At 71.9% G+C, this 24,676-nt stretch carries 24 protein-coding genes; 18 read left to right on the top strand and 6 right to left on the bottom strand.

Going from position 1 to position 24,676, the window contains the following annotated elements; genetic code table 11:
* Window positions 1-6 precede the first annotated feature (6 nt).
* The 10 genes from mshD to ACFQGU_RS01380 all read left to right on the top strand — a co-directional run bounded on the left by mshD (window position 7) and on the right by ACFQGU_RS01380 (window position 10,098).
* A complete protein-coding gene (gene mshD / locus ACFQGU_RS01425; protein WP_386763564.1) occupies window positions 7-1,014 on the top strand; it encodes a mycothiol synthase in 1,008 nt (335 codons plus the stop codon).
* A 58-nt stretch (window positions 1,015-1,072) separates the two neighbouring features.
* Window positions 1,073-3,196: an RNA degradosome polyphosphate kinase gene (locus tag ACFQGU_RS01420; protein WP_386763563.1), complete on the top strand. Its 2,124-nt coding sequence runs from the start codon at window positions 1,073-1,075 to the stop codon at window positions 3,194-3,196.
* Window positions 3,193-4,188, top strand: a complete 996-nt coding sequence (locus tag ACFQGU_RS01415) for a CHAD domain-containing protein (RefSeq protein ID WP_386763562.1) — start codon at window positions 3,193-3,195, stop codon at window positions 4,186-4,188. Before ACFQGU_RS01420 ends, ACFQGU_RS01415 begins: the two co-directional genes overlap by 4 nt.
* Before the next feature lie 4 nt (window positions 4,189-4,192).
* Window positions 4,193-5,125, top strand: a complete 933-nt coding sequence (locus ACFQGU_RS01410; RefSeq protein ID WP_386763561.1) for an NUDIX domain-containing protein — start codon at window positions 4,193-4,195, stop codon at window positions 5,123-5,125.
* Between the two features lie 133 nt (window positions 5,126-5,258).
* Window positions 5,259-6,341: a phosphate ABC transporter substrate-binding protein PstS gene (gene pstS, locus ACFQGU_RS01405; RefSeq protein WP_386763560.1), complete on the top strand. Its 1,083-nt coding sequence runs from the start codon at window positions 5,259-5,261 to the stop codon at window positions 6,339-6,341.
* 99 nt (window positions 6,342-6,440) lie between these two features.
* The gene (gene pstC, locus ACFQGU_RS01400) at window positions 6,441-7,427 is read left to right on the top strand and encodes a phosphate ABC transporter permease subunit PstC (RefSeq protein WP_386763559.1); all 987 of its coding nucleotides are present in this window, start codon (window positions 6,441-6,443) and stop codon (window positions 7,425-7,427) included.
* Entirely contained in the window at window positions 7,424-8,521 is a 1,098-nt protein-coding gene (gene pstA / locus ACFQGU_RS01395; RefSeq protein WP_386763558.1) for a phosphate ABC transporter permease PstA, read from the top strand. The genes pstC and pstA overlap by 4 nt, the downstream gene beginning before the upstream one ends.
* A 31-nt stretch (window positions 8,522-8,552) precedes the next feature.
* The gene (pstB, locus tag ACFQGU_RS01390; protein ID WP_386763557.1) at window positions 8,553-9,332 is read left to right on the top strand and encodes a phosphate ABC transporter ATP-binding protein PstB; all 780 of its coding nucleotides are present in this window, start codon (window positions 8,553-8,555) and stop codon (window positions 9,330-9,332) included.
* 67 nt (window positions 9,333-9,399) lie between these two features.
* Window positions 9,400-9,681: a Dabb family protein gene (locus tag ACFQGU_RS01385; RefSeq protein ID WP_386763556.1), complete on the top strand. Its 282-nt coding sequence runs from the start codon at window positions 9,400-9,402 to the stop codon at window positions 9,679-9,681.
* Window positions 9,682-9,876: 195 nt separating this feature from the next.
* Window positions 9,877-10,098, top strand: coding sequence for a hypothetical protein (locus ACFQGU_RS01380; protein WP_386763555.1), 222 nt, complete (start codon window positions 9,877-9,879; stop codon window positions 10,096-10,098).
* Here the strand turns inward: ACFQGU_RS01380 and ACFQGU_RS01375 are convergent.
* Window positions 10,095-10,874 carry an SDR family NAD(P)-dependent oxidoreductase gene (locus ACFQGU_RS01375; RefSeq protein WP_386763554.1) on the bottom strand — a complete coding sequence of 260 codons (780 nt, stop codon included), beginning with the start codon at window positions 10,872-10,874 and terminating at the stop codon, window positions 10,095-10,097. The genes ACFQGU_RS01380 and ACFQGU_RS01375 overlap by 4 nt on opposite strands.
* Window positions 10,874-12,040, bottom strand: a complete 1,167-nt coding sequence (locus tag ACFQGU_RS01370; RefSeq protein WP_386763943.1) for a glucose-1-phosphate adenylyltransferase — start codon at window positions 12,038-12,040, stop codon at window positions 10,874-10,876. The genes ACFQGU_RS01375 and ACFQGU_RS01370 overlap by 1 nt, the downstream gene beginning before the upstream one ends.
* Before the next feature lie 173 nt (window positions 12,041-12,213).
* On the opposite strand from ACFQGU_RS01370, the gene glgA reads away from it, so the two are divergent.
* The 3 genes from glgA to ACFQGU_RS01355 are packed head-to-tail and all read left to right on the top strand — an operon-like array spanning window position 12,214 to window position 15,858.
* Window positions 12,214-13,386: a glycogen synthase gene (gene glgA / locus ACFQGU_RS01365; RefSeq protein ID WP_386763942.1), complete on the top strand. Its 1,173-nt coding sequence runs from the start codon at window positions 12,214-12,216 to the stop codon at window positions 13,384-13,386.
* Between the two features lie 2 nt (window positions 13,387-13,388).
* On the top strand, window positions 13,389-14,324 hold the full coding sequence (locus tag ACFQGU_RS01360) for an EamA family transporter (protein WP_386763553.1): 936 nt from the start codon (window positions 13,389-13,391) through the stop codon (window positions 14,322-14,324).
* A gap of 40 nt (window positions 14,325-14,364) precedes the next feature.
* On the top strand, window positions 14,365-15,858 hold the full coding sequence (locus tag ACFQGU_RS01355) for a hypothetical protein (protein WP_386763552.1): 1,494 nt from the start codon (window positions 14,365-14,367) through the stop codon (window positions 15,856-15,858).
* Window positions 15,859-15,917: 59 nt separating this feature from the next.
* Here the strand turns inward: ACFQGU_RS01355 and ACFQGU_RS01350 are convergent, their stop codons facing one another.
* On the bottom strand, window positions 15,918-16,103 hold the full coding sequence (locus tag ACFQGU_RS01350; RefSeq protein ID WP_386763551.1) for a hypothetical protein: 186 nt from the start codon (window positions 16,101-16,103) through the stop codon (window positions 15,918-15,920).
* Window positions 16,104-16,318: 215 nt separating this feature from the next.
* On the opposite strand from ACFQGU_RS01350, the gene ACFQGU_RS01345 reads away from it, so the two are divergent.
* Complete coding sequence (locus ACFQGU_RS01345) at window positions 16,319-17,569, top strand: DEAD/DEAH box helicase (protein ID WP_386763550.1); 1,251 nt, start codon at window positions 16,319-16,321, stop codon at window positions 17,567-17,569.
* A gap of 63 nt (window positions 17,570-17,632) precedes the next feature.
* On the opposite strand, the gene ACFQGU_RS01340 is transcribed toward ACFQGU_RS01345, so the two are convergent.
* The 3 genes from ACFQGU_RS01340 to ACFQGU_RS01330 all read right to left on the bottom strand — a co-directional run bounded on the left by ACFQGU_RS01340 (window position 17,633) and on the right by ACFQGU_RS01330 (window position 20,390).
* On the bottom strand, window positions 17,633-17,998 hold the full coding sequence (locus ACFQGU_RS01340; RefSeq protein WP_386763549.1) for a hypothetical protein: 366 nt from the start codon (window positions 17,996-17,998) through the stop codon (window positions 17,633-17,635).
* A 58-nt stretch (window positions 17,999-18,056) separates the two neighbouring features.
* Complete coding sequence (locus tag ACFQGU_RS01335) at window positions 18,057-19,277, bottom strand: MFS transporter (protein WP_386763548.1); 1,221 nt, start codon at window positions 19,275-19,277, stop codon at window positions 18,057-18,059.
* 126 nt (window positions 19,278-19,403) lie between these two features.
* Window positions 19,404-20,390: an NAD-dependent epimerase/dehydratase family protein gene (locus tag ACFQGU_RS01330; RefSeq protein ID WP_386763547.1), complete on the bottom strand. Its 987-nt coding sequence runs from the start codon at window positions 20,388-20,390 to the stop codon at window positions 19,404-19,406.
* Window positions 20,391-20,482: 92 nt separating this feature from the next.
* Between ACFQGU_RS01330 and ACFQGU_RS01325 the strand changes: the two genes are divergently transcribed.
* The 4 genes from ACFQGU_RS01325 to ACFQGU_RS01310 all read left to right on the top strand — a co-directional run bounded on the left by ACFQGU_RS01325 (window position 20,483) and on the right by ACFQGU_RS01310 (window position 24,622).
* Entirely contained in the window at window positions 20,483-21,193 is a 711-nt protein-coding gene (locus tag ACFQGU_RS01325; protein WP_386763546.1) for a TetR/AcrR family transcriptional regulator, read from the top strand.
* Window positions 21,194-21,273: 80 nt separating this feature from the next.
* Entirely contained in the window at window positions 21,274-22,446 is a 1,173-nt protein-coding gene (locus ACFQGU_RS01320) for a CysS/YqeB C-terminal domain-containing protein (RefSeq protein ID WP_386763545.1), read from the top strand.
* Complete coding sequence (locus ACFQGU_RS01315; protein WP_386763544.1) at window positions 22,443-23,144, top strand: Type 1 glutamine amidotransferase-like domain-containing protein; 702 nt, start codon at window positions 22,443-22,445, stop codon at window positions 23,142-23,144. Before ACFQGU_RS01320 ends, ACFQGU_RS01315 begins: the two co-directional genes overlap by 4 nt.
* Window positions 23,145-23,422: 278 nt before the next feature.
* Window positions 23,423-24,622 carry an MFS transporter gene (locus tag ACFQGU_RS01310; protein WP_386763543.1) on the top strand — a complete coding sequence of 400 codons (1,200 nt, stop codon included), beginning with the start codon at window positions 23,423-23,425 and terminating at the stop codon, window positions 24,620-24,622.
* Window positions 24,623-24,676 lie beyond the last annotated feature (54 nt).

The following is a 24,676-nucleotide window of genomic DNA, read 5'->3' as shown; positions in this document are numbered from 1 at the left end:
CGGCGCGTGGATGTGCAGTGGGAGGTGCTCCGGCATCTCGACGAGACCGACGTGCGTGAGGTCGGCTTGCTCGTCGAGCAGGTCACCGAGTCCGACGGCACGCGTCCGCTGTCCGAGCACGTGATGCTGCACCTCCGGTACGGCGGCGACGTCGACGTCCGGCATGTGCTGGCACGGTCCGAGGGCCGCCTCGTCGGCTACGCGCACCTCGATGTCACCGACAAGGTCGCGGGGTCGAGCGCGGAGCTCGCCGTCACCCCCGACGCGCGCCGCCAGGGAGTCGGGCACGGCATCGTGCAGCACCTCCTGGACGAGAGCCCGGACGGGCGCCTGCGCCTCTGGTCGCACGGCGAGCAGGGGGGCGCCGCGCCGCTGGCGGCCTCGCTCGGGTTCGTCCGCAGCCGCGTCCTGTGGCAGATGCGCCGCTCCTTGTTCGCAGCGCTCCCCGCGGCGAGCCTCCCCGACGGCGTCCGGCTGCGCTCGTTCCTCCCCGGCCTGGACGACGACGAGTGGCTGGCGCTCAACGCCGCGGCGTTCGTCGACCTGCCCGACCAGGGCGGGTGGACGCTCGAGGACCTGCACGTCCGGATGCGGGAGCCGTGGTTCGACGCCGCAGGCTTCCTGGTCGCGGTGGAGGACGGGCCGCAGGGCGAGCGGATGGTGGGCTTTCACTGGACGAAGATCCACGGCGCCGACCACCACCACGGCGGCGGCCACGACCACGAGCCCGGCCACAGCCACGGCCACAGCGACGACCCCCAGCACACGCTCGGCCACGGGCACGAGCCGATGGGCGAGGTCTACGTCGTCGGGGTCGCCCCCGACCAGACTGGGCGGGGTCTCGGGCGGGCCCTCACCCTCGCGGGGCTCGCCCACCTGCGCAGCAAGGGCCTGCCCGACGCGATGCTCTACGTCGACGCCAGCAACACGGGCGCGATCCGGCTGTACGAGAGCCTCGGCTTCACGCGCTGGGACATCGACGTGGAGTTCACGACCGGGCCGTCGCCCGCCTGACCTGGGTCGATCCGGCTCTCTGCGGATCTCGTCGACCCGGGTCTGGCAAGGTTGACCCATGACGACACCCCTGACCGCCGAGGTGTCCCCGCATCCTGAGGAGCCGTCGGCGCCCCCGCTGCCCGACGACCGCTTCCTCGACCGCGAGCTGTCGTGGCTGGCGTTCAACGAGCGCGTGCTCGAGCTTGCCGAGGACCCGACGCTCCCGCTGCTCGAGCGCGCCAAGTTCCTCGCCATCTTCGCGAGCAACCTCGACGAGTTCTTCATGGTCCGGGTGGCCGGTCTGAAGCGGCGCATCGCCACCGGCATCGCCGTCCGCGCGGCCAGCGGCTCGATGCCCCGCGAGGTGCTCGAGGGCATCTACGCCAAGAGCACCGACCTCATGCAGCGCCAGGCGGCGCTCTTCCACGGACAGATCGAGCCCGCGCTCGCGGCCGAGGGCATCGAGGTGCTCCGGTGGGACGAGGCCTCCGAGGCCGAGCGCGACCAGCTCACGTCGTTCTTCAAGAACAAGGTGTTCCCGGTCCTCACGCCGCTCGCGGTCGACCCGGCGCACCCGTTCCCCTACATCTCCGGGCTCTCGCTCAACCTCGCCGTCGTCGTCCGCAACCCCTCGACCGGCACCGAGCTGTTCGCGCGCGTGAAGGTGCCGCCGATCCTCGAGCGCTTCGTCGTCGTCGGGCCGCAGCGCTTCGTCCCCCTCGAGGACATCATCGCCGCGCACCTCGGCGAGCTGTTCCCGGGCATGGAGGTGCTGCAGCACCACACGTTCCGCGTCACCCGCAACGAGGACCTCGAGGTCGAGGAGGACGACGCCGAGAACCTCCTGCAGGCGCTCGAGCGCGAGCTCATGCGACGCCGCTTCGGCCCGCCCGTCCGGCTCGAGGTCACGCAGTCGATCGATCCGCACGTCCTCGACCTCCTGATCCGCGAGCTCGGCATCGGCAGCGAGGAGGTCGTCCGGATCCCCGGGCTCCTCGACCTCACGGCACTCTGGGCCGTCGACCGGCTGCCGCGCGACGATCTCAAGCTGCCGGCGTTCCTCCCGCGGACGAGCCGTGAGCTCACCGACGTCGACACTGCGTCGGCGCCCGACGTCCTCGAGTCGATGCGCGACCACGACGTCCTGCTGCACCACCCGTACGACGCGTTCTCGACGAGCGTGCAGCGCTTCCTCGAGCAGGCCGCGACCGACCCGAAGGTCCTCGCGATCAAGCAGACGCTCTACCGGACGAGCGGCGACTCGCCGATCGTCGACGCCCTGGTGGCGGCGGCCGAGGAGGGCAAGCAGGTCCTCGCGATCGTCGAGATCAAGGCGCGCTTCGACGAGCAGGCCAACATCGACTGGGCCCGCAAGCTCGAGCAGGCGGGCTGCCACGTCGTCTACGGCCTGGTCGGGCTCAAGACGCACTGCAAGCTCTCCATGGTCGTGCGCGACGACGGCGACAAGCTCCGGCGCTACCTCCACATCGGCACGGGCAACTACCACCCGAAGACGGCCCGGCTCTACGAGGACGTCGGTCTGCTCACCACCGACCCCGAGGTGGGCGAGGACGTCGCGCGCCTGTTCAACGTGCTCTCGGGCTACTCGATGGAGACGGAGTACCGCCGGCTCCTCGTAGCGCCGCACTCGGTGCGGTCGGGCCTGGTCGAGCGGATCGAGCGCGAGGTCGAGCACCACCGCGAAGGGCGCCCGGCGCATATCACGTTCAAGTGCAACTCGATCGTCGACGAGGCCACGATCGATGCGCTCTACCGCGCGTCCCAGGCCGGGGTGTCCGTCGACGTGTGGGTGCGCGGTATCTGCGCGCTGCGCCCGGGCGTCCCCGGCATGTCCGACAACATCCGCGTCCGCAGCGTCCTCGGTCGGTTCCTCGAGCACTCGCGGATCTACCGCTTCGAGAACGGCGGCGAGCCGGAGGTGTGGATCGGCTCCGCCGACCTCATGCACCGCAACCTCGACCGCCGGATCGAGGTGCTCGTCCGCCTCGGCAGCCCGAAGCACGTGGCCGGCCTCGGGACGCTGCTCGACCTCGCGTTCGACGAGGGCACGAGCACCTGGCACCTCGGCCCGGACGGGACGTGGACCAGGGTCTCGACCGGGCTCGACGGCGCCCCGCTGGTCGACGTCCAGAGCGCGCTGATCGCGCGCCAGAGCCGGCGGTCGAGCGCCGTCTCGTGACCGACGAGGCGACGGGGCAGGGGGCAGGGGTGCGGCCGGACCCTGATCTCGTCCTGCCGCCGCCCGTGCCCGTCGGCCCGCATTCCACGGCCGGTGTGGCGGTTCTGGCGCACCTGCGCCAGCACGTCGGTGCGCTGCTGCGCGCCGATGCAGGCCTCGACGACGACCTCGAGGAGGCCGTGCACCAGGCGCGGGTCTCGGCCCGTCGGCTGCGCTCCGGCCTCAAGGTGTACGGCGACCTGCTCCAGGGCGGCACGTCCACGCGCCTGCGCGCAGAGCTCGGCTGGTACGCCGGCCTGCTGTCGCCGTCCCGCGACCTCGAGGTGTTCGGCGGCCTCCTCACGTCGCTGGCCGCGGACTCCGGCACCACTCGGCCCGTGGAGTACGACGCCGCCACCGACTTCGAGGCCCTGGCCGGCGCCGTGGTCCCGTGGCTGCAGGCCCGCCGTGCCGGCAGCCACGCGGCCGCGCTCGTCGACGTCCGCTCCGCCCGTGCCTCGGCCCTGCGGCGCGACCTCGTGCGCACCGCCCGCGAGCCCCTGTTCACCGCGAAGGCGCGCAAGCCCGCGCACAAGGTCCTCGCACCGCGGGTGCTCGAGGCCGACCGTCGGGCGGCCGCGCGGTTCGAGAGCCTCGACGAGCGGACTCCCGCCGACTCCTGGCACCTCGCCCGCATCGCCGCAAAGCGGGCGCGCTACGCGGCCGAGGTCGGCATCGGACCCCTCGGACGTCCCGCCCAGGAGCTCGCGAGGCTCTGGATCGACGTGACCGAGCCGCTCGGAGCCGCGCAGGACGCCGTGGTCCAGCGCGAGCTGGTCCTCGCGCGCATCGCCGACCCCGCGGCGCCGCTGTCGGCCGGGGAGGCCTTCACCTGCGGCATGTTCGTCGCCTCGACGCACGACCGCGAGCTGGTGGCGCAGACCGAGGCACGGGACGGCTGGGCCGCGAGCCGGCGCCGCCACCGCGACCTCCGACGGTCGCTGGGGGGCTGACCGCGTGGCGAAGGCGAAGCCCAACCGCGTCGAGGCAGCCGGCGTCGTGCTGGTGCGGCACGGCGGCGACGCCCCCGAGGTCGCCGTCGTGCACCGGCCGCACCGATCGGACTGGTCCCTGCCCAAGGGCAAGCTCGACGACGGCGAGCGGCACGACGTCGCGGCGGTGCGCGAGACGTTCGAGGAGACCGGCGTCCGGTGCGCCCTCGGCCCTTCGCTCGGCAGCCGGAAGTACGAGGTGGCCGGCGTCCCCAAGCGCGTGCGCTACTGGCGGGCGACGGTCCTGCAGGAGTTCCCGCTCAACCCTGCGTCCGAGATCGACGAGCTGCGCTGGCTCGGGCGCGACGCGGCGCACGACCTCCTCACCTACCGCGACGACCGCGAGCTCGTCGACGTCGCCCTGGCCCTGCCCGACTCGTTCCCGACGATCGTCCTGCGGCACGCGCGGGCCACCAAGCGGGCGGTCTGGAAGGCATCGGGAGACCCCCTCGCCGCGGTCGACAGCGAACGCACGCTCAACCCGTACGGCGTGGAGCAGGCAGTGCGCCTCGCGGCCGTGCTGGCGGCCTACGCGCCGGTGCTGGTCGTCTCGTCGTCGTCGCGCCGGTGCCGCGACACCGTGGCGCCGTACGCCGAGTACCTCGGCGGCCAGGTCCGGCTGCAGCCCGAGCTGAGCGAGGAGGGCTGCCGCGAGGACCCGGCCGCGGCGGCGTCCGTGGTCACCGACCTCCTGGCGCTCGACGTCCCCGCCGTCTGGTGCACCCATCGTCCCGTCATGGGCGTGGTACTGGGGGCGGTCGCCGACGCGCTCGGGCTGAGGCTCGACAACGGCAAGCTGCCGAGCAGGCTCAACCCCCGCATGACCCCCGGCAGCGGCATCGTGGTGCACCGCGACGCCGGCGGGCGGGTCGTGGCCATCGACCGCTTCGAGACCTAGCCCTGCCGATAGGCGCGCCGACCCCGGGAGTACGACGGGCGTTCACCTTCCGTTCACCTGCGACCCCCGAGCCCGTCAACCGCCCTCCCTAGCGTCGAGATGTCAGAAGTGTCCCGGACAAACGGAGGACAGAGTGTCCCTCACCCGCACCAGCGGCCTTGCGGCCGTCATCCTCACCAGCGCCCTCGCGCTCACCGCCTGCGGTTCGGACGGCGGCGGTTCGACGACGTCGAGCGCTCCCGCGGGCAGCATCGAGTGCGCCACCGGCTCGATCAAGGCCTCCGGCTCCAGCGCCCAGAAGAACGCGATCGCCGAGTGGGTCAACGCCTACATCGCCGCGTGCCCCGACGCCACCATCGACTACCAGGCGACCGGCTCCGGCGCCGGCGTCACCGACTTCCTGAACAAGCAGACCGCGTTCGCCGGCTCCGACTCGGCGCTCAAGGAGGACGAGCAGCCCCAGGCTGACGCCCGCTGCGCCACCGGCCCCGCCCTGAACATCCCGATGGTGGGCGGCGCCATCACCGTGGTCTACAACGTCGAGGGCCTCGACAAGCTCGTGCTCGACGCGCCCACGCTGGCCGGCATCTTCAACAACTCGATCACCAAGTGGAACGACCCGAAGATCGCCGCCCTCAACTCGGGCGCGACGCTTCCGGACGCCACCATCGCGCAGTTCCACCGCAGCGACGAGTCCGGCACCACCGACAACTTCATCAAGTACCTCATCGCCAAGGACGCCTGGGACTTCGAGGGCGGCAAGGCGTGGGAGGCCGACGGCGGCCAGGGCGCCAAGGGCTCTGACGGCGTCGCCAGCGCTGTGAAGAGCACCGCCAACTCGATCGGCTACGTCGAGCTCTCGTTCGCCCAGGACGCCGGCCTGTCGGCCGCCTGGATCGACAACGGCAACGGCCCGATCGAGCCCACCTCGGACAACGCGGCGACCACCATCGCCACCGCCACGATCGAGGGCACCGGCAACAACCTGCCCCTCAACATCGACCGCAAGGGCACCACGGGCTACCCGATCGTGCTCGTGACCTACGAGATCACCTGCGAGAAGGGCCTGTCCGGCGCCGACCTCGAGGTGACGAAGTCGTTCCTGACCTACACCGCCTCGAACGACGGCCAGGCCGTGCTCACGGAGATCGGCTACGTGCCGATCAGCGGCGACCTCCTGACCAAGGTGCAGGCAGCAGTCGCCGCCATCGGGTGACGACGCTCGGCTGATCCTGCGAGGATCCTGGGGCGGCAGGTCTGACCTGCCGCCCCAGGACCGTCCCACCCACCTATCACCACACGGCGGTTGCAACCGATGAGCACCACGGTCAAGCCCCCGGGCGCCCCCGAGGCAGCGCCGGAGATCAAGGGCGCCGCGGTCCGCCGCGGCGACCAGGTCTTCCTCGGCCTGTCGCGGGGAGCCGGCGTCCTGATCCTCGTGATCATGGCGGCGATCGCCGTCTTCCTGATCTGGAAGGCGATCCCCGGCCTCCAGGCCAACACGGCCAACTTCTTCACCACGCAGGACTGGAAGCCGGATTCCGACCCGGCCTACTTCGGCATCGCAGCGCTGGCCTTCGGCACCGTCATGACCGCGATCATCGCGATGCTCCTCGCGGTCCCCGTCGGCATCGGCATCGCGCTCTTCATCGCCTACTACGCCAACAAGCGCCTCGGCTCGGCGCTGGGGTTCGTCACCGACCTGCTCGCGGCCGTCCCATCCATCATCTTCGGCATGTGGGGCCTCAGCTTCCTCATGCCGCAGATGCAGGGCTTCCTGCAGTGGCTCACCACCTACTTCGCGTGGATCCCCCTCTTCCAGAACGACCTCGGCATCTACACCCGGTCGATCATGATCGCGGGCACGGTGCTGGCCATCATGGTGCTGCCGACCGTCTCTGCGATCAGCCGCGAGGTGTTCCTGCAGGTGCCGCGCGAGCACGTCGAGGCAGCGCTCGCCCTCGGCGCGACCCGCTGGGAGATGGTGCGGATGGCCGTCTTCCCGTTCGCCCGCCCCGGCATGATCTCGGCCTCGATGCTGGGGCTGGGCCGGGCGCTGGGCGAGACGATCGCGGTGGCACTCGTGCTGTCCGCCACGTACTCGATCAACTGGCAGATCACCGAGCCTGGCGGCAACACCTTCGCCGCCAACATCGCGCTGCGCTGGAACGAGGCCCGCCCCACCGGCCTGTCCGCGCTCATCGCGAGCGGGCTCGTGCTCTTCGTGATCACGCTCGCGGTGAACATGATCGCCCGCATCGTCATCGCCCGCCGGTCCGAGTTCTCGGGGGCCAACTCATGAGCAACCAGCCCCCCGTGAGCCCGGCGCAGGACGAGCGCGTCGAGAGCGACCGCCTGCTCCACGACGCCCTGGCCGGCGGCAAGCTGCCCCGCTGGGCCGCGGCCGCCACAGGTGTCGCCTCGCTGGCCCTCGCCTACGTGCTCAACGTCGTCACGTCCGTCGACGGTGTCGCGGGCACACTCGTCGTGGCCGCGCTGCTGTTCGCGGCCATCCAGACGGGCTGGAGCTTCGCCGTCGAGGGCCGTCGTCACGCGGTCGACCGCCTGGCCACCACGCTGGTCTACACGACCTTCCTCGTCGCCCTCGCGCCCCTGGTCGCCATCCTGGTGACCGTGGTCGTGCGCGGCCTGAAGGCGCTCGACCTGGACTTCCTGCTGACCTCCATGCGCGGGGTCTCGCCGCGCGAGGAGGGCGGCGGCGTCTACCACGCGATCATCGGCACCCTGGAGCAGGTGGGGATCGCCGCGCTGATCGGTATCCCGCTGGGGATCATGACCGCGATCTACCTCGTCGAGTACGCAGCACAGGCCCGCTCGCGGAGGCTGGCCCGGGCCGTCAGCTTCTTCGTCGACGTCATGACCGGTGTGCCGTCGGTCGTCGTCGGCCTGTTCATCTACACGGCGTTCGTGCTCACCCTCGGCATGGAGCGCTCCGGTTTCGCCGCGTCGCTCGCCCTCACGATCCTCATGATCCCGGTGGTCGTGCGATCGACCGAGGAGATGCTGCGGATCGTCCCGCGCGACCTGCGCGAGGCGTCGTACGCGCTCGGCATCCCCAAGTGGCGCACGATCCTCAAGATCGTGCTGCCGACCGCGCTCAGCGGCATCGTCACCGGCGCCATGCTGGCGGTGGCGCGTATCGCGGGCGAGACCGCTCCTCTGCTGCTGACGACCTTCATGACCACGTCGATCAACTGGAACCCGTTCGCAGGCCCGCAGGCCGCCCTGCCGACGTTCATCTGGGACCAGTTCAACAGCGGCACGGACGCCTCGCAGGACCGCGCCTGGGCCGCGGCCCTCGTCCTCATCACGATCGTGATGGTGCTGTACCTGACCGCCAAGATCATCGCCCGGTTCACCGGCGTCAAGCGCTGACCACCGACACCACGAAGAGAGCATCACCACCATGGCCAAGCGGATCGACGTCGCCGACCTCGACATCTACTACGGCGCGTTCAAGGCGGTCGAGAACGTCTCCCTGTCCGTCGAGCCGCGCTCCGTCACGGCCTTCATCGGGCCCTCCGGCTGCGGCAAGTCCACCGTGCTGCGCTCCCTCAACCGTATGCACGAGGTCATCCCCGGTGCGTACGTCGAGGGCAAGGTGCTGCTCGACGGCCAGGACATCTACGCCTCGGATGTCGACCCAGTGAACGTGCGCCGCACCATCGGCATGGTCTTCCAGCGGCCGAACCCGTTCCCGACGATGTCGATCTACGAGAACGTCATCGCGGGTCTGCGCCTCGAGGGCGGGAAGCGCCGCAAGGGCGAGATGGACGACATCGTGGAGAAGTCGCTGCGCGGTGCGAACCTCTGGGAGGAGGTCAAGGACCGCCTCTCCCGCCCGGGCTCGGGCCTGTCGGGCGGCCAGCAGCAGCGCCTGTGCATCGCTCGCGCGATCGCGGTCGAGCCCCAGGTGCTCCTGATGGACGAGCCGTGCTCCGCGCTCGACCCCATCTCGACGCTCGCGATCGAGGACCTGATCGAGGAGCTCAAGGAGCGCTTCACCATCGTCATCGTGACGCACAACATGCAGCAGGCGGCCCGCGTCTCGGACACGACCGGCTTCTTCAACCTGTCCGCCGTCGGCAAGCCCGGGCGCCTCGTCGAGATGGCCCCCACCGAGACGATGTTCTCGACGCCGACCCAGCAGGCCACCGAGGACTACATCTCCGGCCGCTTCGGCTGAGCCGATCAGCACCTCCGAAGGGGCTCCGCCTACGCTGGCGGGGCCCCTTCGACCTTCAGGAGCCCCGGTGCTGACCCATGTCGTCTCGTTCACGCTGACCGATCCGGCCGACGCCGCCGAGACCAAGAGCCGCATCGAGGCGCTCGGCCCGCAGATCGGGGCCATCCGGTCGATCGCCGCCGGGATCGACATGCTCGGCGATCCCGGCGCGGCGCATGTCGTGCTCATCTCCACCCACGACGACGTCGACGGCCTGCGCGCGTACCAGGACCACCCCGTCCACCAGGAGTTCGGCGCCTGGATCAGGGACCGGATGAGCGCAAAGACCGTCGTCGACTTCGAGGACTGAGCCTGCCCGACCGTCAGAGACACCGGCCCGTGCCGGACGACCACCGCGCCACGGCGGTCATGGGACGGGCCGTGGACGGCCAGGCACCCTGAGGGCGGCCGCTGGGCGCTCGGTCCCGGCGGGTCGTGGGCCCCCGGGCAACCCTTTCGAGGGGTTCCTTGCGCGCCGCCCGGGTGCCTGGGCTACCGTCGGAATGTGACCGCTCCGCTTCCCCAGGACGGCCGCCTCCCCGAGCACGAGGTGCACATCGAGGACGGCCGGTTCTCCCATGCGGTCTGCACGTGCGGGTGGCGGACGGCTGCCCGCCGCGACCGCCGCATCGTGCGTAGCGAGGCCCGCGACCACGCCCTTCTGTACGCCGGTCGGGCCACGGTCGTGGAGCCGGCCGCAGAGCCGGCCGTCGACAGCCGCTCCTAGCGACGCGTCAGCACCGCCTGGGCTCGGGCCTTGCGGAGGTTGCGCAGCCCCTGCTCCCAGAAGATCGGTGCCGCCCTGAGCACGACGTCGGGCATACCCGCCATGAGGCGCACCTGGGCACCGCGCCAGTGCGGCACGCTCGTGACGAGCCTCGGCCGCTCGAGCACATCGACCAGCCGCTCGGCCACCTGGGCAGGCGTCACCAGCCGCGGCGCGGAGAACGACAGCGCGAGCGAGTCGTCGTCGAGCACGTCGATGAGCATCGGGGTGAGCATCCCGTCGGGGCAGACGGCGGTCAGGTCGATGTCCTTCACCCCCTGGGCGCGGAGCTCGGCCTGGAGCCCGAGGGTGTACGACAGCACCCCCGCCTTGGTCGCGGCGTAGAGCGCCTCCCCCGGCACCGGCACCCAGGAGGCGAGCGACGCGATCTGCACGACGTGCCCGCCGCCGGCAGCGCGCATCGAGGCGACGGCTGCGCGGGTGCCGTGCACGACGCCCAGAAGGTTCACGCGGACGACGCGGTCGACGACCTCGTCGGGCTGGGTGGCCGCGTCGCCGGCTCCGAGGACGCCGGCGTTGTTGACCCACACGCGGGGGCGGAGCTCGTCCGCGAGGGCCCGGCAGGCCGCGGGGTCGGTGACGTCGAGGAGCCTGTCGGTGCCGTGCAGGTCGACGCCGACGACGTCGTAGCCCTCGCGGGCGAGGCGCTCGACGAGCACCCGGCCGAGGCCCCCCGCCGCGCCGGTGACGACCGCGGTGCGACCGTCGCCCGGCATCAGCTGACTTCGACCTTCTGGCCCTTGCCCACGACCACGATCCCGCTGTCGCTCACGGTGTAGCGCTCGCGGTCGGTCTCGAGGTTGACGCCGATCTGCGCGCCGTCCGGCACGATCACGTTCTTGTCGAGGATGGCGCGACGGATGACGGCGCCGCGGCCGATCTTCACGCCGTTCATGACGACCGCGCCCTCGACATACGCACCCTCACGGATGTTGACGTCGTACGACAGCACCGAGTTGCGCACGTGCGCGCCCGCGACGATCGATCCTGCGCCGACCATCGACTCATGCGAGTTGCCGCCCTCGACGAACTTGGCGGGGGGCAGCGGCGGGAGGTGCGACAGGATCGGCCACTGCCGGTTGTAGAGGTTGAAGATCGGGTGCACGGACACGAGGTCCATGTGCGCGTCGTGGTATGCGTCGAGCGTCCCGACGTCGCGCCAGTAGCCGCGGTCGCGGTCGGTCGAGCCAGGGACCTCGTTCTCGTCGAAGTCGTAGACGTTGGCCATCCCCTGCGACACGAGCATCGGGATGATGTTGCCGCCCATGTCGTGCACGGAGCCCTCGTCGCCGGCATCGATGCGCAGGGCCTCGACCAGGACGTCGGTCGTGAAGATGTAGTTGCCCATCGACGCGTAGACGTGGTCGGGGTCGCCGGGGATCGTGATCGGGTCGAGCGGCTTCTCGACGAAGCGGTTGATGCCGCGGCCGTCGGCGGCGGTCTCGATGACGCCGAACTGGTACGCCTGCTCCTTGGGCACCCGGATGCCCGCGACCGTCACGCCGGCACCCGAGGCGATGTGCTGGTCGAGCATCTGCTGCGGATCCATGCGGTACACGTGGTCGGCGCCGAAGACGACGACGTACTTCGGGCTCTCGTCGTAGACGAGGTTGAGGCTCTGGAAGATCGCGTCGGCCGAGCCGGTGAACCAGCGCGGGCCGAGGCGCTGCTGCGCCGGCACCGGGGTGATGTAGTTGCCGAGCAGCGTCGACATGCGCCAGGTGGTCGTGATGTGCCGGTCGAGCGAGTGGCTCTTGTACTGGGTCAGCACGCAGATGCGCAGGTATCCGGCGTTGACGAGGTTCGACAGGACGAAGTCCACGAGCCGGTAGGCGCCGCCGAAGGGCACCGCGGGTTTGGCCCGGTCCGCCGTGAGGGGCATGAGGCGCTTGCCCTCGCCGCCGGCGAGCACGATTCCCAGGACATCACGGTTGGCCACGCGCTCACAGTAGACCGGTGGACGGTGGCCTGTAAGGCGATGCGATCCGTGGCTCGCGGTCTCTCCGAGCGCTCTCGGCGCGCACCCGAGGCCGGACCCCTAGGCTGACGCCCGTGCTGCGCGTAGGGATCCTCACCAGGGAATGGCCGCCGGACGTCTACGGCGGTGCCGGAGTCCACGTCGAGGAGCTCGTGCGCGAGCTCAGGCCCCTCGCCGACGTCCGGGTGCACGCCTTCGGGAACTCGCGGACCGGCGCCATCGGCCACCAGGTGCCGGCCGGCTTCGAGAAGGCCAACCCGGCCCTGCAGACCCTCGCCGTCGACCTCGACATGGTGCGGGTGCTCGACCAGGTCGACGTCGTCCACTCGCACACCTGGTACACCAACTTCGCCGGCCACCTCGCCGCCGAGCTGTGGAAGGTGCCGCACGTCGTCACCGCCCACTCCCTCGAGCCCCGCAGGCCGTGGAAGGAGGAGCAGCTCGGCGGCGGCTACCGCATGTCGTCCTGGGTCGAGGCGTCGTCGTACCGCGAGGCGGCCGCGATCATCGCGGTGTCCGAGGGGATGCGCCTCGACGTGCTCGACGCGTACCCCTTCGTCGAGCCCGAGCGCGTGCACGTCGTGCGCAACGGCATCGACACCGTCGCGTGGCAGCCGCGGGAGACGAGCGACCTGATCGAGCCGTTCGGCGTCGACATGAGCCGGCCGTTCGTCGTGTTCGTCGGCCGGATCACGCGGCAGAAGGGCATCAAGCACCTGCTGGCCGCCGCGGCCCACTTCGACCCCGAGGTGCAGCTCGTCTTCTGCGCCTCCGCGCCGGACACCCCCGAGATCGGGCACGAGACAGCCGAGGCGATCGCGACCCTGCGCGAGATGCGCGACGTCGTCTGGATCCAGGAGCACGCGGCCCGCCCGGTCGTGCAGCAGCTGCTCACCCATGCGGTCGCGTTCCTCTGCCCCTCGGTCTACGAGCCGCTCGGCATCGTCAACCTCGAGGCCATGGCGTGCGAGACCGCCGTGGTCGCGTCCGACGTCGGCGGCATCCCCGAGGTCGTCGTCGACGGCGAGACCGGGCTCCTCGTGCACTACGACGCCGACGACGAGGAGGGCTTCCGCCTCCGGTTCGCCGAGGCCGTCAACTCGCTCGTCGCCGACCGCGAGCGCGCCCGCGTCATGGGCGTGAAGGGCAGGGCCCGCGTCATCGCCGAGTTCGGCTGGCACGTGATCGCCCAGCAGACCGTCGAGGTCTACCTGCAGGCCGGGGCCGTGCCGGGGGCCCCCACGCCGTGACCGTGTTCGAGACTCCGCCGGTCGCACAGATCGACCGCCGGCCGGCCCTCGGCTACGGCACCTACCTCATCGCCGCGACGCTCTTCGCGCTCAACGGGTCGGTCAGCAAGTTCCTGCTCCTCGGCGGAGTGCCGTGGCAGCGGCTCTCCCAGCTCCGCGTCACGCTGGCGTTCCTGATCCTGCTGCTCGTCGTCGCGCTCGTACGGCGCAGCGGCCTGCGGCTGCGCCGGGCCGAGATCGGCAGGCTCGCGGTCTACGGCATCCTCGGCATCGCCGCAACGCAGTCGCTGTACTTCCTCGGGATCCAGAAGCTCGCCGTCGGCGTCGCGCTGCTCATCGAGTTCACCGCGCCGATCATGGTGGCGCTCTGGTTCCGGTTCGTGATGCGCGAGCCTGTGCGCGATCGCGTCTTCCTCGCCCTGCTGCTCGCGCTCGTCGGTCTCGCGATGGTCGCGCAGGTCTGGGCCGGCTTCTCGCTGGACGTGGTCGGTGTGGTGGCGTCGTTGGGCGCCGCCGTCGCGCTGGCGCTGTACTACGTCCTCGGCGAGAAGCTCGTCGTCGACCGCGACCCCGTCTCGCTCACGATGTGGGGCTTCTTCTTCGCCACGGCGTTCTGGGCCGTGGTCCAGCCGTGGTGGTCGTTCCCCTGGGAGACGCTCGCGCTGACCGCCGAGCCGTTCGGCGCCGACGGCCCTGCCGTGCCCGGCTGGGCGCTGATCGCGTGGATGGTCGTGCCCGGCACCGTGGTGCCCTTCGCCCTCGTGCTGCAGGCGCTGCGCCACCTGCGCGCCACCCAGGCCTCGGTCGTGGGCATGACCGAGCCGCTCATCGCCTCGGTCATCGCCTTCGTCCTGCTCGGCGAGGTGCTGACGCCGGTGCAGATCCTGGGTGGCGCCGTGGTGCTGGCCGGCGTGCTGCTCGCCGAGACGTCCCGCTGACCTCGCTGCATCGCACCCGCGCGGCTGGTTGGATCGGACCGTGACCGACCACGACGACGGCGTCGACCTCGCAGCAGGCCCGGACGGGCGCGTCAGCACGTCCGCCGTGGCCAAAGCCGTGGTCGGCGAGGCCCTCGGAGCGATCGACCCCGACGCCGCGGCGCGCAGTGCGGCGGTGCGCGAGTGGCGTTCGGGCTATCTCGCGCCGTACCGCGACCTCGTCGTCGCCGGCACGAGGACGGCCGACGCCGCCGACGCCGTGGCCCGCACCGGCCTCGCCGCGCTGCATGCCCGCTCGGTGTTCCGGCGCGACGGCGAGCAGGTGCCTCTGCTGGACGCCTGCGCCCGCTGGACGGAGCCGGCGTACTCGTCGGTGACGATCACCGGCGACGCCGGCCTCGATCCCGGGCTCACGATGCCGTTCCACGGCAAGCGGCTCTTCGCGGTCGACGTACGGCGCCAGCTCGACTCGTGGGTGCACGAGGGCATCGTCGAGCGCGGGCTCGCCACCTCGGTGCACACCGTCCTCGACCACCCCGACTGGCTCGACCTCAGCGGCGTCACGGTCGTGGTGCTGGGTGCTGGCGCGGAGATGGGGCCGCTGCGCTCCCTGCTCCGCTGGGGGGCGCACGTCGTCGCCGTTGATCTCCCACGTCCCGACGTCTGGGCGCGTGTGATCGCGACCGCGCGCTCGTCGGCCGGAACGCTCACCATCCCGGTGCCGCTCGGTGCAACACCCTCCGACGACGACGAGCTCGCGGCGGTGGCCGGCATCGACCTCGTGCGGCGGCTCCCCGAGGCGCGCACCTGGCTCAGCACGCTCGAGGGTCCGTTCACCCTGGGCACCTACACGTACGCCGACGGCGCGATGCACGTCCGCGTCGCCCTCGCCGCGGACGCGCTGGGGGCGTCGCTGACCGCGGCGCGCGCCGACGTCGGTCTCGCGTTCCTGGCCACGCCGACCGACGTGTACGCCGTGCCGCTCACCGCGGTCGAGGAGTCGCGCCGCCGGTGGGAGGGGCGCGGTCTCAGCGGCATCGCCCAGCTGCCGCTGCGCGCGGTCGGCCGGTTCGCGCCGAACTACCCCGACACCGTGCAGACCGAGCGCGGCGAGATCGGCATCGCCGACTGCCTCGTGCCGCAGCAGGGCCCCAACTACGCGCTGGCCAAGCGGCTGCAGCGCTGGCGCGCGACGCAGTCCCGACGAGATGGCGTCTGGACCTCGCTCAACATCGCGCCTGCCACCCGCACCAGATCGGTGGTGAAGAACCGCGCGCTCGCGGCGGCGTACGCCGGTGCGCACCGCTTCGGCGTCGAGATCTTCGAGCCGTCGACGTCGAACACGCTCATGGCCGCTCTGCTCGTGCACGACCTGCGCTCGACCGAGTCGCTCGCCCGTCCAGACGCCGTGCTCGCGCACCCGGACGACGCCTGGGCGCGGCAGGCCGCGCACGGCGGGCTGTGGCGCTCGGCGTACGCGCCGCGCAGCGTGCTCGGCATCGCCGCCGCCCTCGGCGTCCTGTCCCGCAGCTGACTCCGCGTTACCCGGGTAACCACCGTGCGGTAGAGCGCACTCTGCTTACCCGGGTAGCCCTAGGAGATGTGGGCCAGGAGGTCGTAGACCACGAACGCCGGCCAGACCAGGGCCTTGAGCAGGCCCACGATGTGGCCGCCGAAGCCGTCCGCCTGCTGCCAGTACCAGACCGCCGCGCCGATGAGGCCGAGGCCGTAGACCGCGCCGCCGCCGGCGCCTGCACCCGTGCTGCTGTTCTTCGCCATGCCCCTACTCTGCTCCTCCGGGCGTGCTCCGCGCGGGTGACCTCCGTCTCCCGTTCCCGCGGGAACCGTGCTCACGGCGGGTGCTCGGCGGCGTACGGCGGCTGAGCACGATTCGGTCGATCCGGGGGTCACCCGCTACCGTGGTGATCACTCCGCGTCACCTGGGAAGACTTTCATTGACGCGACCGCGCTCGATGAACCCGTCTGGATACCCCGTGACCACCCTGCTCGACCGTACGACGCATGCCGTCGTCTCCGACCCCTCCGCCCCCGCCGTCGAGGTCGACAGCGCCCCCACGTTCGCGTCGCTGGGCCTGCCCGCGCCGCTCGTCGCCGCGCTGCTCAAGGCCGGCATCGCCTCGCCGTTCCCGATCCAGGCCGAGACCATCCCGGACGCCCTCGCCGGCAACGACCTGCTCGGCCGCGGCAGCACGGGCTCGGGCAAGACCCTCGCCTTCGGCCTCCCGCTCATCGCCCGCATCGCGGGCATGCCTGCGCAGCCGAAGCACCCCCGCGCCGTGATCCTCGTGCCGACGCGCGAGCTCGCCATGCAGGTCAACGACGCGCTCGAGCCCCTCGGCCGCTCGCTCGGCCTGCACTTCAAGACCGTCGTCGGCGGCACCTCGATGGAGAAGCAGGTCTACGCGCTGCGCCGCGGCGTCGACGTCCTCGTCGCCACCCCGGGCCGCATCGCCGACCTGATCCGCCAGGGCGAGTGCCTCCTCGACGACGTCGAGATGGTCGTGCTCGACGAGGCCGACCAGATGTGCGACATGGGCTTCCTGCCCGAGGTCACCGCGCTGCTCGAGCTCTGCTCCCCCGCGGCGCAGACGCTGCTCTTCTCCGCGACCCTCGACGGCGACGTCGACACCATCGTCCGCGAGCACATGCACGAGCCGGTGCGCCACGAGCTCGACGCCGAGACCTCGCCGGTCGACACGATGGAGCACCACGTGCTCGTCGTGAACCGCGAGGACAAGGCAGTCGTCGCCACCGAGATCGCGCGCCGCGACGGCCGCACGATCATGTTCGTCCGGTCGCAGCTCGGCGCCGAGCGCGTGGCCGGCAACATCGCCGACCGCGGCGTGAACGCCCGCGCCCTGCACGGCGGCATGAGCCAGAACGCGCGCACGCGCACGATGGCGGAGTTCAAGGAGGGGCGCATCGACGTCCTCGTCGCCACCGACGTCGCCGCCCGCGGCATCCACGTCGACGACATCTCGCTGGTCGTCCACGTCGACCCGCCGGAGGACCCCAAGGCCTACCTGCACCGTGCCGGCCGTACGGCGCGCGCCGGTGCCGAGGGCCGCGTCGTCACCCTCGTGCTGCGCAACCAGCGCAAGGGCATGCAGCGCCTGCACGAGAAGGCCGGCGTCTCCGCCGAGGAGCACGAGGTCGAGCCCGGCTCGGTGAAGCTCGCCGAGCTCACCGGCTCGCGCACGGCGCGCGAGTCCCGTCAGGCCTGACCGCCCCGAACGTCCGACAGCCCCCGCCTCACCGAGGCGGGGGCTGTCGCGTTCAGGCTCTGATCAGCCGGCGGCGCGGACTGCCGAGGCGCCCTTGCCGGCTGCCGCCTCGCAGGTGGACATCGTCTCTCCGTCGAACACGGCCGCGAGAGGGACGCCGTCCTTCTGCGCCACCGCGCCGAGCAGGCGGCAGACCTGGTCGAGCTGCATCGAGGTCGAGGCGTCGCTGCCGCTGAAGCCGCCGGACTGCGTCGACTGCTGCACGGACCTCTCCAGCTCGGCGAGGCGCGCTCCCTGCACCAGCAGGGCAACGACGAGGGCGGCGAGCAGCGCGGCCATGACCCAGGCGGCCACGAGCAGCCGACGCTGCGTCAGGCCCGCCCTCGAGTTGACGAGCCGGGCCTCGGTCACCTGCGTCTGCATCCCCATGAGCGTGATGGTGGCAGCCGCGCGACGACGCTCGCAGCCGATTCGCGGCTGTGTCGGCTCAGGCGGTGACGGCGCCGTCGACGACGGTGTCGGGCGCCTCGTGCGGCGCGATCCGGAACCAGCCCGCCAGCAGCGGGACGACGAGCAGCACGGGCACGAGGGCGGCGAACGCCCAGCGCAGGCCCACCCCCTCGGCGATCCCACCGATGAGCGGCGCGCCGACCACGAAACCCGCGTAGTTGAAGACGTTGACGCGGGCGACGGCCACGCCGCTCGCGGCCTTGTCGTGCGAGGCGGCCGCGGAGAAGGCGAGCGGGATCGCGGGGCAGATGCCGAGGCCGAGGATGCCGAACGCGACGAGCGCGAGCGCCGGTGACGGCGCGACGGCGAGGGCGAGGGCTGCGGCCACCGCGATGAACCCACCGATCCGCACGAGCGGCACCGGGCCGATGCGGTCGACGTACCGGTCGACGACGATGCGGCCGACCATGGTCATGAACGCGTACACGCCGTAGGCCAGGGCGGCGGTGCTCTCGCTGCTGCCGAGGCCGTCGTTGAGGTAGACGGCGCTCCAGTTGGAGGCGCCGGAGTCGGCGATGTAGACGCACATGAGCGCGATGCCGACCAGGATCACCGGACGCCAGCTGATGTGGCCCTTCTCCGACTGCACCACGTCGGGGGTCGGGTGGCCGGGCAGGAGCAGGCGCCCTACGAGCAGCTGGAACGGGACCACGACGACCGCGATGGCGAGGAAGAAGCCGCCGAGCGAGAGGGCGGAGTCGGCGGCGAAGGAGGCGAGCACCGCGCCCACGAGCCCGGCGAGGCTGAACGCGGCGTAGTACGACGCGACGACGCTGTGCCCGAGGTCGTCCTGCACGCGCACGCCCTGGATGTTCATCGAGGCGTCGACCGAGCCGAGCCCGATGCCGACGACCACCATGCCGAGGATGAGCATCGGGATGCTCTGCGCGAACCCGATGACCACGAGACCGAGCGGCGTCACCGGGCCCATGACGCGGAGCACGATCCGGCTGCCGTGCCTCGGCGACAGCGCACCGGCGACCACGCTGCCGATCCCGGCCACGATCGGCACGAGCCCGACCATGAGGCCGAGCTCGCCGTCGGAGAGGTCGAAGCGCGACTGCAGCGTGGGGATGCGCGTGACCAGCGCGGCGAAGCACACGCCCTGCACGACGAACGCGACCGTGACGGCGAGACGAGCCCGCGTCAGGTCGAGCGGATGTGTCGCCGTTCCGGTGCCCGAGGTCGGTGTGCTCACCGCCGCACGCTCCCACACGCGATCGCCGTACGACCCCCGGACGCGCGCTCAGGTCCTCCGAGTTACTGCCCACATCGTCGCTGAAGCCGAGCCTTCAACGCGCATTCGGGCAGCAACTCGCGTCCGTCAGGCGGCGTGCTGGGCGGCGTTCGGCGTCGCGAGGTACGGCGCGAGGTGGGCAGCGAGCACGTCGGCGGCCGGCGTCGGCACCAGGCCGAGCTCGCGCTGGGCGGCGCTCGAGTCGAGGACGAAGTCGTCCGTCATCTGGTACGCGACGTCGGGCAGCTCGCGCATCAGCGGGCTGAAGACGCCCATGGCCCTGATCATCCAGGCGGGGTACTCCCCCATCTTCGGCGTCGCGACGCCGGCGAGACGCGCGAGCTCGGTGATCGCCTCGCGCTGGCTCATCGTGAGCGCGCTCGGCACGTGCCACGGCCGGCCCCAGGCGCGCTCGTCGGCGCCGAGGGCCACGAGCGTCGCGGCCATGTCCTCGGTGTAGGTCCACGTGTGTGTCGAGTCGAGGCTCGCCATCACCGAGACCTTCTTCCCTGCCAGCAGCTTCGGCAGGACGCGGTCGCCCAGGTGGCTCTCCGCACCCGGCCCGATGTAGTCGGCGCCGCGCGCCTCGGTGACGCGCACGCGCCCGGCCTCGTGGGCGGCGAGCGCGTCGAGCCACATCCGGTTGCGCACCTGGGCCTTGGAGTAGGTGCCGGCGAGCGGCAGGTCCTCGGTCATCGGCCGGTCGACCGGGCCGTAGCCGTACAGGTTCGCCGTCGTCACGAGCACCGCGCCGGACTTCTCGGCGGCCCCGAGCAGCGCAGCGGCGACCGGCGGCCAGTCGGTGACCCAGCGGTGGTACTGCGGGTTCACGCAGTTGTAGACGACGTCGGCACCGGTGGCGAGCTGCGCCATCCGGTCGGCGTCGGCGGCATCGGCGGCGATGCGCTCGGTGCCCTCGGGGCCGCTGCCGGACCGGGTCACGACGCGGACGGTGTCGCCGGCGGCGAGCAGGCGGCGGGCGACGGCGGACCCGATGGGTCCGGCGCCGACGACGAGGTGGGTGCGGCTCATGAGGTGCTCCTGGCTCTCGTTGCCCTCGCGTTCCGAGAGCACTGCTCACACTATGGAGCGGTGCACTGCCATGTGTCAAGATCGGTGCTCACAGAAGTGCTCACCGCTCTCCTTCCTGTGGCATCATCGGCGTCGTGACCGAGTCCGCAGCACCTGAGGCAGCCCCGCGTACGGCGCGCGCCCGGGCCCGCGCCGAGCTCACCCGCGAGATCGTCGAGGCAGCGCGCCGTCAGCTCGTCTCCGAGGGGCCGTCGGGCCTCAGCCTCCGCGCCGTCGCGCGCGAGCTGGGCATGGTCAGCAGCGCGATCTACCGCTACTTCCCCAGCCGCGACGACCTCCTGACCCGGCTGATCATCGACGCCTACAACGCCGTCGGGGATGTCGCCGAGCAGGCCGATGCGGCGTTCGCGCGCGACGACTACCTGGGCCGCTGGATGGCCGTCTGCCATGCGACCCGCGACTGGGCCCTCGCCCACCCGCAGGAATGGGCGCTCATCTACGGCTCGCCCGTGCCCGGCTACAAGGCGCCCGAGGACACCATCGGCCCCGGCACCCGGGTATCGATCACGCTGACCCAGGTGCTGGGCGACGCCCTCCAGGCCGGCCGCGCGCCGGCGGAGACCGAGGTGCCCGAGGCCGTGTCCGCGTCCATGCAGGGCCTCAAGGACTTCCTGCCCTACGAGATCCCCGACTCCATGCTGGTGGGCGGCGTCATGGCCCGCACGCAGCTCTTCGGCCACATCAGCCTCGAGCTCGACGGCCAGTTCACCAACACGATCAACGACCTCGACACCTTCTTCGACTACGTCATGCGCGTCACCGGCACGTCGCTCGCACTTGCCTGACCGCCGCAGGAGGCTGCGCCCTCGGTGAACACTTCCCCCGCGCGCACGCACGATCGTCGCCCGTGGGCGATGATCGCGGGGTGACCCGTGTCCTGACGATCCTCGGCTCGGGCGAGACCAGCCCGACGATGGTCACCCCGCATCAGAAGACCTTCGCCAGGCTCGGCACCGACGTCCGTGCCGTCCTCCTCGACTCGCCGTACGGCTTCCAGGAGAACGCCGACGAGCTCACCGAGAAGGCCCAGCAGTACTTCCGCGAGAGCGTCGGCCGCACGGTCGAGGCGGTCAGCTTCCGCTCGGCACCCGCTCCGGACCCCGTGCAGCACGCCGAGGAGATGGCGAGGCTCCGCGCTGCCGACTGGATCTTCGCCGGCCCGGGCTCGCCGTCGTACGCGCTGCGCACGTGGGCGGGCAGCGCGGTGCCGGATGCTTTGCACGCACGGCTCGCCGAGGGCGGCGCCGTCACGTTCGCGAGCGCGGCGGCCCTCACGCTCGGGCTGCTCACGATCCCGGTCTACGAGATCTACAAGGTCGGCGAGACGCCGCGCTGGCTCGACGGGCTCGACGTCGTGGGCCGTGCCACCGGTCTGCGCGCGGCCGTCGTACCGCACTGGAACAACGCGGAGGGCGGCACGCACGACACCCGCTTCTGCTGGCTCGGCGAGCGTCGCCTCGTCGCGCTCGAGGCGCAGCTGCCGGACGATGCGTTCGTGCTCGGAGTCGACGAGCACACCGGCCTCGTGATCGACCTCGACTCGCGGGTCTGCGAGGTCGTGGGCAAGGGAACGGTGGTCGTGCGCGTGCACGGCGACGAGTGGGTCCTCAACGCCGGAGACACCACGACGATCGACGAGATCGCCTCGCACGGCGCAGGTTCCGGCGCCCCGTCACCGGTCGCCGTGGCTGCTCCGGCTGCCGACGCCCTCGACGCGTCCACGGTCGAGGCGGCGCTCTCGGACGGCGACGTGGCCCGCGCGATCGCCCTGGTCGGCGAGCTCGACCGGATGGCGACGAGCGACGACGAGCGCAGCGTGGTGCGGTCGCTGCTGGCACGTACCGCCGCTGCCGTGGGCGAGCCCGTCGACGTCACGGAGACCGTGCGGCCCCTGGTCGAGGTGCTCCTGACGCTCCGCACGTCGGCTCGGGCCGAGAAGCGCTGGGCCGACAGCGACGCGATCCGCGACGGTCTGGCCGGGGCGGGCGTGGAGGTGCGCGACACCGCCGACGGCGTCGAGTGGGAGGTACGCCGATGAGCACGGCACCGATCGCACTGGTCGGTTCGGGCGAGTACCTGCCCGTCATGACCGACATCGAGGGCGCGCTCATCGCGGGCCGCGCACCGAAGTACGTGCAGCTCGCCACCGCGGCCGCGCCCGAGGGCGACGCGTCGCTCGCGCGCTGGCACAGCCTCGGACGGGCGCAGGCCGAGCGGCTCGGCGTCGAGCAGGTCGTCGTCGACGTCCGCACCCGCGAGGACGCCGAGGACGCGTCCCTGGCGGCGCTCCTCGAGGGCGCCGGCCTCATCTACCTCTCGGGCGGCAACCCGGCGTACCTTGCCGAGACCCTGCGCCAGACGGCTGTGTGGCACGCGATCGTGCGCGCCCACGAGGCGGGTGCGGCGATCGCTGGGTGCAGCGCCGGCGCGATGGCGCTCTCGGGCTGGGCTCCGCGGATGCGCTCGATGCGCGCCGAGCAGCCGACGGGCCTCGGCCTCGTGCCGCACGTCCGCGTGATCCCGCACTTCGACAAGATGGCTGCCTGGGTGCCCGACATGCTGCGCAACGCGCTGCTCGGCCTGCCGGACGGCGTGACACTGCTCGGCATCGACGAGGACACCGCGCTCGTCGGCGGACCGCACGAGTGGACCGTTCAGGGCCGGCAGTCGGTCTGGGTCCTCGGCCACGGCAAGCGCGTCGAGCACCCCGCCGGCTCCACCCTCACCCTCCCCTAGCGCCTCTGGGTTTGCGATGAAGGCGACCCTCATCCAATAGAGCCGAACAATCCTTCCCATCATCCGATTGCGATGAAGGGGGCCTTCGTTGCTCAGAGCGCAACAAACTGGGCCTTCACCGACAGCGGCCCGCGGCCGTCGCCTGCCGTGCCCGGTCATCTCGCGCTACGGTCGGGACGTGACCTGCACCCCGCCGTGACCTGACGCCACGCAGCCCGCGGACCTCGTCGTCCGCACCGTTGTCGTGCCGTCGCGCCCCGTGCCGGAAGGTCGTCCCCATGCCCGCCGCTCCTCGCGGCTATCTCGCCCTGCTGCGCCTGCCCAGCGCCGCTTCGCTCACCCTGTGGGCAGCGCTGGCCCGGCTGCAGTACGGCGTGCTGCCGCTCGTCACGCTGCTCCTGCTCGCCGACGTCCGCGACTCGTACGCCGAGGCCGGTGCCGCCACCGCCGCCGTCGGGCTGACCGCCGGACTGCTCGGCCCGCTGCGTGCGCGGGCCGCGGACCGGTTCGGCCATGGCCGAGTGCTGGTCGTCGCCGCCGTCGCATACGCGCTCGGCATCGGGCTGCTGCTCCTGCTCGCGACCGCGCCGCTGCCGCTGCTCGTCGCCGCGGCACTTCTCGCAGGCTGTCTCCCGCCTCCGGTCGGGCCTGTGATGCGCGCGGCCTGGCGCGACATCACGCGCGACGAGCCCGAGTCGCTGCGGGCGGCGTTCTCCCTCGACTCCGTGGCCGAGGAGGTGCTGTACGTCGTCGGCCCGCTGATCGCGGCGGTCGCCGTCGCGCGCCTCGCGCCCGGGCCCGTGCTGATCGCGTCGTCGTTGCTCCTGCTCCTCGCGTGCCTCGGAATGGCGGTGGTGCTGCGGACCTTGCGCGACGCCGTCGGCGACGCCGTCGCGGTGCGGCCGCGCGTGCCGTGGCGCAGCGCGCGGTTCCTGCTGGGGCTGCTGCCGGCGACGGCGGTCGGCCTGCTGCTCGGTGGCCTCGAGCTCGCGGCGGTGGCGGCCGTGCTGCGCCTTGCCGGTGCCGAGCTCGCCGGCGTGCCGGCCGCGCTGATCGCGATCGGCAGCATCGGCGGCGGGCTGCTCTACGGCCGCCGGCTGTGGCCGGGCGGCGTACGGCGTCAGGCGGTCGTGCTGGTGCTCGGCAGCGCTTCGGCCGTCCTGGTCGCGGCGGCGGTCTCGGGCTGGCTGGTGCCGATGCTGCTGGCGTTCCTCGTGGCGGGCGTGTTCGTCGCGCCGGCCGTGGTGGCGTCGTACGTGATCGCCGACGATGCCGTCACAGGGTCCAGCGCGGAGGCGACGTCGTGGGTGAACTCGGCGTTCAACGTGGGGACGGCGTTCGGCACGGCGCTGGCCGGTGTGCTCGTCGACGCGGGGGGACCGGGAGCGGCGATGCTGGCGCTGGCCGTGACGACGGTGGCGCTGACCGCGGTCGCCGTCGCTGCCGCCCGCCCCCGCGGTCGACTGATGAAGGCCTAGTTTGTTGCGCTCTGAGCTACGAAGGCCCCCGTCATCGCAATCGGATGATGGGAA

Origin of the sequence: Longivirga aurantiaca, from assembly GCF_042660085.1 — a bacterium.
Classification (GTDB): Bacteria; Actinomycetota; Actinomycetes; order S36-B12; family CAIYMF01; genus Longivirga; species Longivirga aurantiaca.
Note: the sequence above shows the minus strand (reverse complement) of the source record. Positions and strands in the feature narration are given on the sequence as shown.